This window comes from Aureimonas sp. AU12, assembly GCF_001463705.1.
Classification (GTDB): Bacteria; Pseudomonadota; Alphaproteobacteria; order Rhizobiales; family Rhizobiaceae; genus Aureimonas.
This window is the reverse complement of sequence record NZ_BBWH01000047.1, coordinates 58303-72503: the sequence shown is the minus strand read 5'-3', so window position 1 is coordinate 72503 and position 14201 is coordinate 58303. Positions and strand designations below refer to the sequence as shown.

At 69.2% G+C, this 14201-nt stretch carries 13 protein-coding genes; 5 read left to right on the top strand and 8 right to left on the bottom strand.

The genetic code is table 11. The features are described 5' to 3' along the window. The 5 genes from ribA to corA all read left to right on the top strand — a co-directional run. Positions 1 to 985 (top strand): GTP cyclohydrolase II RibA (ribA, locus tag AUL33_RS18975; protein WP_062212064.1); only part of this gene is annotated, 985 nt, incomplete at its 5' end. Positions 986 to 993: 8 nt separating this feature from the next. Beyond that, complete coding sequence (locus tag AUL33_RS22570) at positions 994 to 1794, top strand: CDP-alcohol phosphatidyltransferase family protein (protein WP_062212061.1); 801 nt, start codon at positions 994 to 996, stop codon at positions 1792 to 1794. After that, complete coding sequence (locus AUL33_RS22565; protein ID WP_202815315.1) at positions 1791 to 2537, top strand: FkbM family methyltransferase; 747 nt, start codon at positions 1791 to 1793, stop codon at positions 2535 to 2537. Before AUL33_RS22570 ends, AUL33_RS22565 begins: the two co-directional genes overlap by 4 nt. Beyond that, positions 2534 to 4135 carry a sulfatase-like hydrolase/transferase gene (locus AUL33_RS18960; protein WP_062212055.1) on the top strand — a complete coding sequence of 534 codons (1602 nt, stop codon included), beginning with the start codon at positions 2534 to 2536 and terminating at the stop codon, positions 4133 to 4135. The genes AUL33_RS22565 and AUL33_RS18960 overlap by 4 nt, the downstream gene beginning before the upstream one ends. Before the next feature lie 85 nt (positions 4136 to 4220). Continuing rightward, on the top strand, positions 4221 to 5189 hold the full coding sequence (corA, locus tag AUL33_RS18955) for a magnesium/cobalt transporter CorA (protein ID WP_062212053.1): 969 nt from the start codon (positions 4221 to 4223) through the stop codon (positions 5187 to 5189). Positions 5190 to 5281: 92 nt separating this feature from the next. Here corA and AUL33_RS18950 read toward each other — a convergent pair whose 3' ends face one another. The 8 genes from AUL33_RS18950 to AUL33_RS18915 all read right to left on the bottom strand — a co-directional run bounded on the left by AUL33_RS18950 (position 5282) and on the right by AUL33_RS18915 (position 14159). Next, the gene (locus AUL33_RS18950) at positions 5282 to 6244 is read right to left on the bottom strand and encodes a FadR/GntR family transcriptional regulator (RefSeq protein ID WP_082652737.1); all 963 of its coding nucleotides are present in this window, start codon (positions 6242 to 6244) and stop codon (positions 5282 to 5284) included. Beyond that, positions 6204 to 8003: an ABC transporter ATP-binding protein gene (locus tag AUL33_RS18945; protein ID WP_082652736.1), complete on the bottom strand. Its 1800-nt coding sequence runs from the start codon at positions 8001 to 8003 to the stop codon at positions 6204 to 6206. The genes AUL33_RS18950 and AUL33_RS18945 overlap by 41 nt, the downstream gene beginning before the upstream one ends. Then, entirely contained in the window at positions 8000 to 8944 is a 945-nt protein-coding gene (locus tag AUL33_RS18940; protein ID WP_062212050.1) for an acetamidase/formamidase family protein, read from the bottom strand. The genes AUL33_RS18945 and AUL33_RS18940 overlap by 4 nt, the downstream gene beginning before the upstream one ends. Continuing rightward, positions 8934 to 10559, bottom strand: coding sequence for an ABC transporter substrate-binding protein (locus tag AUL33_RS18935; RefSeq protein ID WP_062212047.1), 1626 nt, complete (start codon positions 10557 to 10559; stop codon positions 8934 to 8936). Before AUL33_RS18935 ends, AUL33_RS18940 begins: the two co-directional genes overlap by 11 nt. 64 nt (positions 10560 to 10623) lie before the next feature. Next, on the bottom strand, positions 10624 to 11544 hold the full coding sequence (locus AUL33_RS18930; protein ID WP_062212044.1) for an ABC transporter permease: 921 nt from the start codon (positions 11542 to 11544) through the stop codon (positions 10624 to 10626). Then, complete coding sequence (locus AUL33_RS18925) at positions 11544 to 12422, bottom strand: ABC transporter permease (protein WP_062212085.1); 879 nt, start codon at positions 12420 to 12422, stop codon at positions 11544 to 11546. The genes AUL33_RS18930 and AUL33_RS18925 overlap by 1 nt, the downstream gene beginning before the upstream one ends. 7 nt (positions 12423 to 12429) lie before the next feature. Further along, positions 12430 to 13035 (bottom strand): ANTAR domain-containing response regulator, encoded by a 606-nt coding sequence (locus tag AUL33_RS18920; protein WP_062212041.1) that lies wholly within the window; start codon positions 13033 to 13035, stop codon positions 12430 to 12432. Then, positions 13032 to 14159 carry a transporter substrate-binding protein gene (locus AUL33_RS18915; protein WP_062212038.1) on the bottom strand — a complete coding sequence of 376 codons (1128 nt, stop codon included), beginning with the start codon at positions 14157 to 14159 and terminating at the stop codon, positions 13032 to 13034. The genes AUL33_RS18920 and AUL33_RS18915 overlap by 4 nt, the downstream gene beginning before the upstream one ends. Positions 14160 to 14201 lie beyond the last annotated feature (42 nt).

Here is a 14201-nt window from a genome sequence, read left to right as displayed (position 1 = left end):
GTCGCTCGATGCCGCGGCGCCCGAGACCTACGCGCGGTTCGCCGCGGCAGCGGGCGACCGCCACGAGTTGTTCCTGTCGCCGGTTCGCGCGTTAGCTCTCGGGCTGGAGCGCCCCACGGGTGCGCTCGTGGCGCTCGGCGGCGTCTCGTTTGCGGAGGCTTTCCGCCTGGGCACCGCGCGCGACGCTGCGACGCCGGACTTGTCTCGCAACGCCGGCCCTCTTCATTGCGCCGCCTGCACGCTGGCCCGTGCGGCGCTGCTCCTGCCGGTGCTGGCCTGCGTCGAGGTCGCGCCCGGCGACACCCGCTTCGAGGGCTGCGTCGAGATCGATCTGAAAGATCTTTCCTGGGCCAGGACGCATGCGACCTCGCGGTTCGAAATCGTCGCGCGCACCAGGGTGCCGCTGAAGGATGTGGGCGACGGCGAATTCGTGGTGTTCCGGGGTGGATTGGCGCAGCGCGATCAAGTCGCGATCGTCGTCGGGGAGATCGATCCGACGCGGCCGGTTCCCGTGCGGATTCATTCCTCCTGCATCACCGGCGACCTGTTCGGCTCGCTGAAATGCGATTGCGGCGACCAGTTGCGGCGCGGCCTCGTGACCTTGAAGGATCGCGGCGGCGGCGTGCTGCTCTATCTCGACCAGGAGGGTCGCGGCACCGGGATCGCCGCCAAGATGGGCGCCTATGGTCTGCAGGCCGAGGGGCTCGATACGGTGGAGGCCGACGCGATCCTCGGCTTCGGTCCGGACGAGCGACACTACGAGGCCGCCGTTGCCATGCTACGGGGGCTGGGCATCGCGTCGGTTGATCTCCTGACAAACAACCCGGCCAAGGCGACCTTCCTGGAGCGCGCGGGCATCAGGGTTGCCGCGCGCACGCCCGTCCTCGGCGATGTCACCCCGCAAAACCTGTCCTATCTCAGGACGAAGACGCAGAAATCGGGCCATCTGTTCGATCTCGACAGCCTAATCGCCGCCGCTCCCTGAGAGACCGCATGTCCGTGCCGCAGCCCGCCGAGATCCTCGTGCACCGCCTTGACGGCTCCCTTGCGGCCGTCGATTCGGTGGGACGCTCGCGCGGGCAGGCCGCTGCGCTTCTCGGCATCGTCGGGTTGCTTACCGTGGCCGCGACGCTGGCCTTGGCGAGCCAGGCTGCCCTAGGGATCGGTTTCGTCGCCTTCGCGCCCCTGACCTTCGCGGCGATCGCGGCGCTCGTCCTCGTCAACCTGCCCTCCCACGGCGCCCGGCGTTTCGGGCCGGCCAACGCGGTGACGAGCCTTCGCGCCGGGATGACCGCGATCGTCGGCGGACTGGCGGTCGATGCGAGCCACTGGGCCGAGCCCGACGGATGGTTGGCCTGGACGGCGGCGGGGCTCGCCCTCGCGAACCTCTCGCTCGACGGGATCGACGGCTGGCTGGCGCGGCGCACCGATCTCGCGTCCCGCTTCGGCGCACGCTACGACATGGAAATCGATGCGCTCCTGATCCTCTTCCTCAGCGTGCTGGCCTTCCAGCTCGGCAAGGCCGGCGCCTTCGTCTGGCTCATCGGCCTTTTGCGCTACGGCTTCTGGCTGGCCGGCAAGGTCTGGCCGGTGCTGGATGGCCAACTCGCGCCGTCGCGGTTCCGCAAGGCCGTCTGCGTGGTGCAGATCGTCGTGCTCTGCGCGCTCGCTGTGCCGCCGGTCGTGCCGCCCCTCTCGCCCGTGCTCGCGGCCTTCGCGCTTGCGCTCCTCTGCGCCTCGTTCGGCCGCGACATCGTCTCGCTCCTCACCCGGCCGACGCGGGCGACCGCGTGAGGTTGGATCCGGCGTCGGCGATCGGTCTCGCCCGCTCGCTGGCGATCTACTACGGCCAGCCGTGGCGCCGTCTGGCCCTGCGACGCTTCTACGGAGGGCTCGTCGGCCCCGGCGATCTTGCGTTCGACATCGGCGCTCATGTCGGCAGCCGCACGCGAACGCTGCTCTCGCTCGGCGCACGCGTCGTCGCCGTCGAGCCGCAACCGCTCTTCGCAGGGCTTTTGCGCGCCACCCTGCCACGCCGCGACGTGACGCTTGTCGAGGGCGCGATCGGCGCCGAGCCCGGCCGCGCCACGCTGCATGTCTCGCGGCGCCACCCGACCGTGTCGTCGCTCTCGGTGGGATGGATCGCGGAGGTCGGCGGCGCGGCCGGCTTTTCCGGCGTGGCATGGGACCGGACGGTCCGGGTGCCGGTCCGCACGCTCGACGACCTCGTCGCGGAGTTCGGCCTCCCGCGCTTCTGCAAGATCGACGTGGAGGGCATGGAGGCTGAGATCCTTGCGGGGCTGTCGCAGCCGATCCCGATGATCGCCTTCGAATACCTGCCGGCGGCCTGCGCGCTCGCCGACACCTGCCTCGTCCGGCTGGAAACGCTCGGTCCCTATCGCTTCAACCGGGTGGTCGGCGAGGCGCATCGGTTCGCCTTGCCTGACTGGACCAATGCTGCCGGCATGCGCGCCGTCCTGGCCGCCCTGCCCACGGATGCCGGGTCCGGCGACGTCTATGCGAGCCTTCACGCATGAGATTTCGGATCTCGACGCGAGGCTGGATCGTGGTCGCGCTTCTGCTTCTTGCGGGCGCCCTCATCATGCCGTCGGAAGCCGTCCGACTGTCGGGTCAGACGCGGGCTCCGCTGGAACTGCCGCTGCTCGTACTGCTGCTTCTCGCGGCACGCGGGCGATGGTTCGCGGCGGCCCGCTGGGCGACGACGGCGCTGTTTGCCGGACTGGTCCTCCTCAAGGCGGCCGATCTCGGCGCCTTCGCCGCCTTCGGCCGATCCTTCAATCCGGCCGTGGATCTCCCCCTCGTCGCGGCGGGCTGGAACCTCCTGTCCGGCACGATCGGGACGGTCGCAGCGTTTGCGGCCGTGGCCGGCATCGTCCTTCTCTGGGTCGGCCTCGCCGGACTTCTGTTCCATGCGCTCGGCGCCTTCGCGCGGCTCGGCCTGCCGCATCGGCGGCGCCTGCGACAGGCGGGCATCGGTCTGGCCGCGCTTCTTCTGGTGGTCTTGACGGCCGGGGCCGCCCTCCAAACGCCCGTCCCGGTGCAGGCCACGACAGGGCCGTTCCTGCTCGACCACGCCCGCGCGATGGTCCGCTCGCTGGAGGACCGGACGCGTTTCGCCGCCATCATCGCCGACGACCCGATCGCCACGCTCGGCCCCGCCCCGCTCTTCGAGGCCCTGCGCGGCAAGGACGTTGTGGTGGTCTTCGTCGAATCCTACGGACGCAGCGTCCTCGAAGACCCGCGCTACAGCGAAGCCACGACGGCGCGCCTGACAGGCCTGGAGGACAACCTCGCCGCACGCGGCTTCGTCATGGCGAGCGGCTGGCTCGCCTCGCCCACGGTCGGCGGGCAGAGCTGGCTCGCCCATGGCGCGCTTCTCTCGGGCCTGCCGACGACGGACGGCCAGCGCTACGCGATGATGATCGATAGCCCGCGCCCAACGCTGAACCGCCTCTTCGCGCAGGCCGGCTGGCGCACGCTCGCGGTCATGCCGGGAATCACGATGGCCTGGCCGGAAGCGGCCTATTTCGGCTATCGCGAGGTCTATGCGGCGCGCGATCTCGGCTATCGCGGGCTCCCCTTCGGCTGGGTGACGATGCCCGACCAGTATACGCTCTCGGCCTTCGAGAGCCGGCGGGGCGCTCGCCCGCGCGAACCCGTCATGGCCGAGATCGCGCTCCTGTCGTCGCACGCGCCCTGGACGCCGATCGCTGACATCCTGCCATGGGAGACGATCGGCGACGGATCGGGCTTCACCGCCGAGCAGCGCCGCGGCGATACGCCGGAGCGGGTCTGGCGCGATCCCGAAACGGTGCGCACCGCCTATGCCGCATCGATCGACTACACGCTGGCGACGCTGGGCGGATTCATCGAGCGCCATGGCGGGAACACCGTCTTCGTCATTCTCGGCGACCACCAGCCGGCGGCGATCGTCACCGGACCGGGTGCCTCGCGCGACGTTCCCGTCCACATCGTCGCCGACGATCCCGCCGTCATCAAGCGAATCCGGTCCTGGAACTGGACGCCCGGCCTTCGCCCCGCCGGGAACGCTCCGGTCTGGCCGATGGAGGGTTTTCGCGAGCGCTTCGTGCGCAGCTTCGGCTCGCCCGGCTGAGGCTGCAGGCGCCAAGATACTGGCCCGCGACGCATGAAACGCGCTATCGGGGCGCGGCGGGCGGCCTGCCCGGCGGAGGACGCCCATGGCGGTGGTTGCGGGATACATCTACGGCAAGGGCCGACGCCTTCGCGCCGCGACGCTCGCCGACGCGGGATCGCTTGATTTCGAGAATGGCGAGTTCGCCTGGATCGGCATCGTCGATCCCAGCGAAGAAGAGCTCGACGCCCTCGCCCGCTGCTTCCAGCTTCATCCCCTCGCTATCGAGGACGTGCGGCGCACGCAGGTTCGCCCGAAGATCGAAACCTATGGCGACGAGCTATTCATCGTCGCCCGCACCGCCGTGCGCGAGAACGACACGATCGAATACGGCAAGACCGCGATCCTCATCGGCGAGCACCACATCGTCACCGTGCGCACGGGCTCGCGCAACGACCATAAGGCGCTACGGGCGCAGATCGAGGCCTCGCCGCTGCTGCTGCGGCACGGCGTCGACTACGTCCTCTACGGCGTGCTCGACTTCGTGGTGGATAGCTACCTGCCGATCGTCGAGGCGATCGAGGAGGATCTTCTCGACATGGAACGCCAGGCGCTCGACGCGTTCCTGACGCGGCCCCAGATCAACCGGATTTTCGCGATCCGCCGCGATCTCATCCGCTTCCGCCGCATCATGGGGCCGATGGAGGAGGTGTGCCGGCGGCTGGAACATCTCGACCACCCCTCGCTCGATGCCGACATCCGCCCCTACTACCGCGACGTCCACGATCAGGTGCAGCGGGTGGCGACGCGGGTCGAGGGCGCGCGCGAAAGCATCTCCTCGATCCTTGAGGCCTCGAGCCTCCTGGAGCAGCACCGCCAGGGCGCGATCACCCGTCAACTGGCCGCCTGGGCGGCGATCCTCGCCGTGCCCACCGCCATCGCCGGCATCTACGGCATGAACTTCGAGCACATGCCGGAGCTGAGCTGGCGCTACGGCTACTACATGGTTCTGGCCGGCATCTTTGGGATCGCCGGGTTCCTGTTCCTGCGCTTCCGCCGGTCGGGCTGGCTCTAGCGCATTTCAGGCGAACGAACTCGCTTCGCCGTTGGACAATGTGGCCAGAACAAAGGGCAAGACCCAACGCAACCGACCGGGTGCTTCCCGCGTCAGCCGAGCGTGGCTAGCACGTCGTCCGAGACGGAGCGCAGGCGCGGATCGACCGACTGGATGTCGTTGAGGGCCAGCCCCACCAGCGCCACCATGGCCGTGCGGGCCTGTTCGGGTTCGCGCCGCTCGATCGCCTCGAACACCGCGGAATGATCGGGCACGGGATCGCGCGGCATGCGGCCGTCGCGCGCCTTGAAGATGGTGGTCCAGCGCACGGCGGCGGAGATGCCGCTCGCCAGCGTGCCCAGCGTCTCGTTGCGCGTCGCCTGAAGGATGGTCTCGTGGAAGACGCGGTCGGCGTTGCGCCCCTCCTCCACCGCGAGCCCGTGATCGGCCATTCCCGCCAGGGCGGCGCGCAGCTGCTCCAGATGCTCGGGCGTGCGTCGCACCGCGGCGAGCGCGGCGGCCGAGGGCTCGACGATCTGGCGCAGCTCGAAGAGTTCGCGCACGAAGCCCGCATCCGGCGGCCCGTGCTCGAAGATCCAGCGCAGCACGTCGGGGTCGAGGAAATGCCAGCTGGCGCGCGGGTTGATCGAGGTGCCCGCCTTCGGCCGGCTGCTGACGAGGCCCTTGGCGGCGAGGATGCGGATGGCCTCGCGATAGGCGGTGCGCGAGACTTTCAGCTTTTCGCTAAACAGCACCTCGTTGGCGAGGAAGTCGCCCGGCTGGTAGCGGCCGGTGAGGATGGCGGTGCCGATATCCTGCGCGATCGAGCCGTGCAGCCGCTGGGGCTGTCCGGCGATGGGACGTCTGACCGGCGCGAAATCGAATGTCAGCGTCGTCTCTCCCGCCCCGAGGCGGTCGATTCGCCGCGACCGCTCTTCCTGTCCGTCCCGAGGGACCGTGTGTCTTGTTCCATAGCATGGCGCATGCGGGAATTCACGAAACCGTCGCGTGCGCAAGGCAGGGGGCGCGTCGAATTCAGGCGGCGGATACCGCCACCAGATGGCCGCCGCCGGCATCCACGAGCTCCTGCCGCGCCGGGGCGTCACCGCGCCTGCGCACGCTCGACGGCAGGTCGCCCTCCATGCGCAGGAACGCAGGGCGCTTGCGCGAGGGATCGGGCACCGGCACCGCCTCGATCAGACGGCGCGTATAGGGATGGCGGGGCGCGCCGAAGATCTGGTCGCGCGTGCCCATCTCGACGATCTGCCCGAGATACATCACGGCGACACGGTCGGAGATGTTCTCGACCACCGCCATGTCGTGAGAGATGAAGAGATAGGCGATGCCGAACTCCTCCTGCAGCTCGCGCAGAAGATCGAGCACCCGAGCCTGCACCGAAACGTCGAGCGCCGAGACGCTCTCGTCGGCGACGATCACCTTCGGCCGCAGCGCCAGCGCGCGCGCGATCGAGATGCGCTGGCGCTGCCCCCCGGAAAACTCGTGCGGATAGCGATCCAGCCCGTCCGGCGACAGACCGACCCGGTCGAACAGGCCGGCGACGCGCTCGCGCCGCTCCGCCTTCGTGCCGACGCCGTGGATGTCCAATGGCTCGCGCACCAGTGCGCCGGCGGTCATGCGCGGGTCGAGCGAGGCGTAGGGATCCTGGAAGATCATCTGCACGTCGCGGCGCATGGCCTTGGACCCGGCGCGGCCGAGGCCCGCCATGTCGCGGCCCTCGACCGTGATGGCACCGGCATAGGGCGCGAGGCCGGCCAGCGCCTTGGCGGTGGTCGACTTGCCGCAGCCCGATTCGCCGACGAGCGACAGCGTCTCGCCCGGCGCGATGGCGAAGGAGACGCCCTCGACGGCGTGGACGAGCGAATGGGTGCGGCCGAGAAGGCCGCCGCGCACGGGATAGCGCACGGTGAGATCGCGCACCTCGACGGCCGGAGTCGCGGCTTCGGCAGGGAACGCACGGGTCGCACGCCGGCCGGTGCCGGAGCCGATGCGCGGCACAGCGGCGAGAAGCCCCTTCGTGTAGTCGGTGCGCGGCCGGGCGAAGAGGTCGGCGGTGGTCCCCTCCTCCACCTTGCGGCCGTGGCGCATCACGACGACCCGGTCGCCCATCTCGGCAACGACGCCCATGTCGTGGGTGATGAGAATGATGGCGGTGCCGAGATCGCGCTGCAGATCCTTCAGGAGGCCGAGCACCTGCGCCTGCACGGTGACGTCAAGGGCGGTCGTCGGCTCGTCGGCGATGAGCACGTCGGGCTGGAGCGCCAGCGCCATCGCGATCATCACCCGCTGGCGCTGTCCGCCGGACATCTCGTGCGGATACTGGCCCATGCGGCTCGCCGCCTGCGGGATCCGCACGGCATCGAGCGCCGCCACCGCCTGACGCGCGGCGTCGGCCGCGCTGACCGGCCGGTGGGCGCGGATCGCCTCCGTCAGCTGTCGGCCGATGGTCAGCACCGGGTTGAGCGAGGTCATCGGTTCCTGGAAGATCATCGCGATCCGGTCGCCGCGGATCGTGCGCAGCGCCGCCTCTTCGAGGCCAACGAGATCCTGCGCGCCGAGCCGCACCGAGCCGGCCGCAAGGCGCGCGGCGGGCTTGGGCAGGAGGCCCATGATCGCCAGCGAGGTCATCGACTTGCCCGAGCCCGACTCGCCGGCGATGCACAGCGTCTCGCCGCGCGAGAGGTCGAAGGAGAGATCACTCACCACCGCCCGGCGCCCCGTGGGCGAACCGACATCGACCGTCAGCCCCTGCACGGACAGGACATGGCGGGCCGCCGCGCCCTTCTGGAGCGCGGCGATGGTGTGGTGAACCGTCATTCGAAGACGATCCGGGGGAAGTAGAACGAGACCACCCAGTTCGGCATGTCGACGATCTCGGAGATGCGCAGGTCGCCGCAGGTCGAGACCAGCATGTAGGCATCGACCGGGTTCAGGTTGTAACGCCCGGCCAGAAGCTCCACCATGTCGGCAACGGCATGCCGGGCCCCCGCCATCAGGTCGGGCCCGACGCCGGTCGTCACCTCGTAGCCCTTGGCGTCGAGATGGCGCGTCACCGGCCCGGCCGTGGAGAAGCGCGGCATCCGCAGCCGCGCGTCCTTCACGAGGTCGAGCTTGAGCGTCACGTTCATCGGGCTCTCGATGGCGGTGCCGCAGACCTCGCCGTCGCCCTGCGCGGCATGGGTGTCGCCGACCGAGAACAGCGCGCCCGCGACCTCCACCGGCAGGTAGAGCACCGTACCGGCCGAGAGATCGCGAATGTCGAGATTGCCGCCGACCCGGCGCGGCGGCACCACGGAATGATGCCCCGGCTCGGCCGGCGCGACGCCGATCGTGCCCGCAAACGGTTTCAGCGGCACGCGGCCATGTGCGCCGAAGGCAGACGGCGCCAGCGTCGCGGGATCGTAGGACCAGAGCGTCAGCGCCGGATCCTTGAAGTCCTCGGCCAGAAGCCCGAAGCCGGGAATGTTCGCCGTCCAGCCGAAGCCGGAGGGCTCGAACCCTTCGATCGTCACCTTCAACGCGTCGCCGGGCTCGGCGCCTTCGACATGGATCGGCCCCGTCACCGGGTTGATCTTGCCAAAGTCGAGCGCGGCGATGTCGGCGGCCGTGCTCTTCGCGCTCAGCTGGCCGCCCGAGGAATCATGGCACTCGAAGAACACCGTCGATCCCGGCGCGACCCGCTGCGCCGGTTCGAACGTGTTGTCCCAGCCATAGTGAAAGTGCCGGCCGTGGATCGTGTAGTCGCAGTTACTGCACATCGTTCACCGTCACGTAGCGGTAGTTCATCGGGGTCGCGACCGGGTCGATATAGAGCTTGTCGTCACCGGCCATGCGCGGCGAGCGCAGCGTGAAACGCTGCTCGTTGAAGACCGGCACCCAGGGCGCGTCCTTCATGATGTCGGTGTAGATGCCGCCCCAGAGCTTGAAGCGCTCGTCGGCCTTGGCGGGATCGACGATCGCGTCGGCCGCTGCCGCCCGCGCGTCGATGTCCTTGTTGCAGTACCACGACCAGTTCCAACCGCCCTCGATGGCGCCGGCGCAGCCGAGGATCGGCCCGTAGAAGTTGGACGGATCGGGGAAGTCGGCGATCCAGCCCATGCCGCCGGACCAGACCATCGGAGCGCCCTCCTTCGAGCCGCCGGCGGCGATGACGTTGGCCTGCGCCAGACTCTGCAGCGAGGCCTTGATGCCGATCGCCGCCAGATCCTGCTGGATCGCCTGCGCGATGCGGGGCTGGGGATCGGTGTTGGCGACGAAGAGCTCGGTCTCAAACCCGTCCGCATGGCCGGCCTCGGCCAGCAGCGCCTTGGCCGCCGCCACGTCGTACTTGTAGCCCTGGTAGTCCTTGACGTAGCCCGGCATCGCCGGCGGCAGCGGCTGGTTGGCCGGCACCGCGCGTCCATTGATGATCTGGACGATGCGATCCTTGTTGATCGCCATGTTGACGGCCTGGCGCACCTTCACGTCGTCGAAGGGGGCGAGCGTCGTGTTCATCGTGATGTAGCCGGTGTGCAGCTGCCCGCCCTCGACGACGTGCGACTTGGCCTCCGGGTTGTCCATCACCTCGCGGAACTTGGCGGGCGGAATGCCGTCGCCGGGCACGTCCACCTCGCCCTGCTGCACGCGCAGCAGCGAGACGATCGGCTCCTGGCCGATCTCGAAGTTGATCTGGTCGAGCTTGGGCGCATCGGAGCGGTAGTAGTCGGAGTTCTTCTCGAAGACGAGGCGCTGGCCGAGCGTCCATTCCGCCAGCTTGAAGGCGCCGGTGCCCACCGGATTGCGCCCGAAATCGGCGCCGGACTTCTCGACCTCCTCCTTCGGCACGATGAAGGAGAAGTTCAGCGCCATCACCTGCAGGAAGGTCGCATCGGGACGCGACAGGGTGATCTCCACCGTCTTGGGGTCGACCACCTTGACGCCAGAGAGCTCGGCGGTCTCGCCCGCCGACACCTTGTCGTAGCCCGCGATCGAGCCGAGGAAGCCGGCACCCGGCGACTGCGTCTTGGGGTTGGTGACGCGGTCGAGCGAGTACTTCACGTCGTCCGCGGTCATAACGCGGCCGTTGTGGAATTTGACGCCGTCGCGCAGCTTGAACGTGAACACCGTGCCGTCCGGCGAGATCGTGTAGCTCTCCGCCAGCCCCGGCCGCAGCGTCGCGGTGCCCGGCTCGTAGTCCATGAGCCCGTCGAACAGGGCCTTGATCATCGAGAAGTTCTGCCAGTCGTAGCCGATCGCCGGGTCGAGCGTCGCCACGTCGTCCTTGTAGGTGACGGTGATCGAGCCGCCGGCGGCCTCCTGCGCCAGCGACGGCACGGCGGCGAGGCCGGCGAGAAGCGCGGCGACGGCGGCGCCGGATTTCAGAAGCGTCATCATGGGGATACGGTCCTTGGCGAGCGGGGTGGAAGGGGGACTGCGAGCGGGGTGAAAGCGGGGCGCATCATTTCAGGCGGATGCGCGGGTCGATGAAGGGGGCGACGAGATCGGCCATCAGGTTGCCGAGGACGATCGCGAGGGCCGAGACGAGCGTGACGCCCATGATGATGGGAATGTCGACGCGCTGGATCGCCTGCCAGGCGAGCTGGCCGATGCCGGGCCAGCCGAAGACGCTTTCCACCACGACGATGCCGCCTATGAAGATGCCGATGTCGATGCCGATCATCGCCACCACCGGCAGGATCGCGTTGGGCAGCGCATGGCGAAACAGGATCGCGGCGCGCGGCAGGCCCTTGGCGCGCGCGGTGCGAATGTAGTCCTGCCGGAGCACGTCGATCATCGAGGATCGCATCATCCGCGAATACCAGCCGGCGCCGAGGATCCCGAGCGTCAGCGCCGGCAACACGAGATGGCGCCATGTTCCGTAGCCGCCGATCGGGAACCAGCCGATCTTGACGCCGAAGACGTAGAGGAGAAGCAGCCCGACCACGAATTGCGGCGCGGAGACGCCGACGAAGGAGCCGACCATCAGGGCATGGTCGGTGGCCGAACCCCGGCGCACCGCCGCGACCAGTCCCATCGTCAGCCCGATCGCGAGTTCGCAGGCAATGCCCGCCGCCATCAGCAGCAGGCTGGCCGGAAGCCGCGAGACGATCAGCTCCGAGACCTGGGAGCGCTGCAGGTAGGAGCGCCCGAGATCACCCTGCAGCAGATTTCCGAGATAGCGCAGGTACTGGACGAGGAAGGGCTGGTCGAGCCCGAGCTGGGCGCGGATGTTGGCGACCGTCTGCGCGCTCGCCGTGCGCCCGGCGATCTGGCGCACCGGGTCGGCCGGGAGAATGAAGAGCAGCGCAAAGGTGACAAGCGAAACGCCGAGAAGGATGAGCGCGGCCTGCACGAGGCGGCGCAGCGTGTAGACGGCCATCAGTCGCGCCCCCGCTCGGTCGGGTCGAGAACATCGCGCAGCGCGTCGCCGACGAGATTGAAGGCGAGCGCCAGGAGAAGGATCGCAGCGCCGGGGAAGAAGACCAGCCAGGGCGCGGCCTGGAAGTAGGTCTGGTTCTCGAAGATGATGTTGCCCCACGAGGCGTCCGGCGGCTGGACGCCGACGCCGAGGAAGGACAGCGTCGCCTCCAGAAGCACCGTCGTCGAGATGCCGAGCGTGCCCCAGACGATGATCGTGGAGGTGAGATGCGGCAGGATGTGACGGAACAGGATGCGCGCGTCGCCCGCGCCCAGCGAGCGCTCGGCCTGCACGAACTCGCGCTCGGCTAGCGTCGAGGTCTCCGTGTAGATGACCCGCGCGATCTGCACCCAATTCACGAAGGCGATGACCATCGCCACGATCCAGAGGCTGGGATGGAGGATCGCCGCGAGGCAGATGGCGAGCAGGAGCGCGGGAAACGCCATCATCAGGTCGGTGAAGCGCATCAGCACCGAGCCGAGCACCCCGCGGTAGAAGCCCGCGAGAACACCCACAAGCGTTCCGATGGCGAGTGCCGTGCCGTTGGCGACGACGCCGATGACGAGCGAGGTTCGCGCGCCGTAGAGAATGCGCGTCAGGAGATCGCGGCCGAGAAGATCGGTGCCGAGCCAGTAGGTGGCGTTCGGCGCCAGCGGCGCGCCTTCGAGCGTCAGTCCGTCGAAGAACTGCTCGTTGGGATCGAAGGGCGCCAGCCACGGGGCGAGCGCCGCGGCGAGCGCGACGAGCACCACCAGCGCCAACCCGAAGGCCGCGAGCGGCCGGTGCAGCAGCCGCACGAGCGCGTTGCGCGCCGCGACCGGCGGCGTCGCTACGGGCAGGAGGGGTTCAGTGGCGATATGATCCGTCACGCCGGTCCTCCCCGTTCTTGAGGTCGCAGACCCGCCGCGCGGCCGCCTCGACGGTGATCTGCCAGGACATGGCGAGGAGGCGCAGTGCCGCGAAGGCGTCGCCTTCGCTCTTGCCGCCCTCCATCAGGATCAGCGTCGCCGCGACGATGGTGCGGCGCTCGGCGACCTGTCGCTCGAGATCGGCGATCTGCCGGGCTTGGCGCTGGCGCAGGTCGAAGCCCTGCCGTGCGATGAGGAGCGCCGAATAGATGCCGGCCGGCCCCACCGGCTTGACCAGATGCGCATCGGCGCGGTGGCGCAGCGCCCATTCGATTCTGCCGGGCGCCTCGGATCCGATCAGCGCCACCATCGGCATCGGCGCCTCGCCCGGCGCCCACGGAAACTGCTCGTCGAAGCAGAGATCGGCATCGAAGAACACGAAGTCGGCAGATAGCACCGAGGTCGGCAGGTCCGGCCAGAAAGCCTCGCCCTCCAGACCGATCGCCGCCAGCTGGCGCAGGATCACGGCGGTGTTGGCATGCGGTTTGTGCAGCACGACGGCGCGCGAGCCGCCGAGATTGGGAATGCGGTCGCGCCGAGTCACGAGATCGCCCGCAGCGCCGGCCGCGCGAACGCGGTGCGCGGATCGTAATGCGAGAGATAGGGGTCGGGCGCGACGAGGAACGGGCTCTGCCACAGCGGCTCGAACCGGTCGCCGCGAAGGACGCCGATGCGCACGGGAAGATCGGCATGATGGTTGTGCGGATCGATCGCGATATCGCCGAGCGGCGTCAGGAAGGATCGGCTGGCAAAGGCCCGGCAGACCGCTTCGGGCGCATCGTCGCCGGCCGCCTCGATCGCGTCGGCGAGGATCAGCACGGCGCTGTAGGCCGAGGCCATGAAGGACGAGGTGACGGCGGCCTCCGGCAGCGGCGAGCGCGCCATGCCCGCGAAGAACGGGCCGACCGCGATGTGCCCCTCGCCCGCCCCATCCAGCTCGGCGATCTCGGGCTCGACGAGATTACAGCTGATGACGGGACGAATGTCGGCGCGAAACGCCTCGTCCTCGGCAGCGAGCGCCGCATAGGCCCTGAGGAAGGCGTAGGAGGACGGCCCGATCAGGTTGTTCAGCACGAAGGAGGGCCGCGTCGCGCGGATCTCCTCGATCATGCGGGACACCTCGACGTCGCCGAGCGGCAGGTAACGCTCGCCGACCACGGACCCGCCGGCATCGCCCACGAGATCGCGCGCGATGCGGTTGACCTCCCAGCCCCAGATGTAGTTCGACCCGACGAGGAAGGCATCGGCGCCGAAGCGCGGCACGACATAGCCGAGCAGCGGCACGATATGCTGGTTCGGGCAGGCGCCGAGATAGACGATCCGGTCGTGCGCCTCGTAGCCCTCGTAGGGCGGCGCATACCAGAGCATGGCGCCATGGCGCTCGAGGACGGGCGCCACCTCCTTGCGGCTCCAGGACGTGATGCAGCCGACGACGTGCCGGATCTCGCCGCCGCGCAGCAGATCGGCGCAGAGCGGTGCGTAGCGATCGGTGCGCCCGGTGGGGTCAGCCTCGTGCACCTCGAAGGAGACGCGCCGCTCGGCACTTGCATTGACACGGCTGACGGCAGCCAGCGCGCCGCGACGGGCCTCGTCCGACAGCAACGCGTAGTCGCCCTCGGTCGAGAAAAGCAGTCCCAGCGGGACCGACACTGCAGGAGACTGCGGCATTCGGGATCTTTCGAAACAAAAAAACCCCGCGCCTCCATCGGA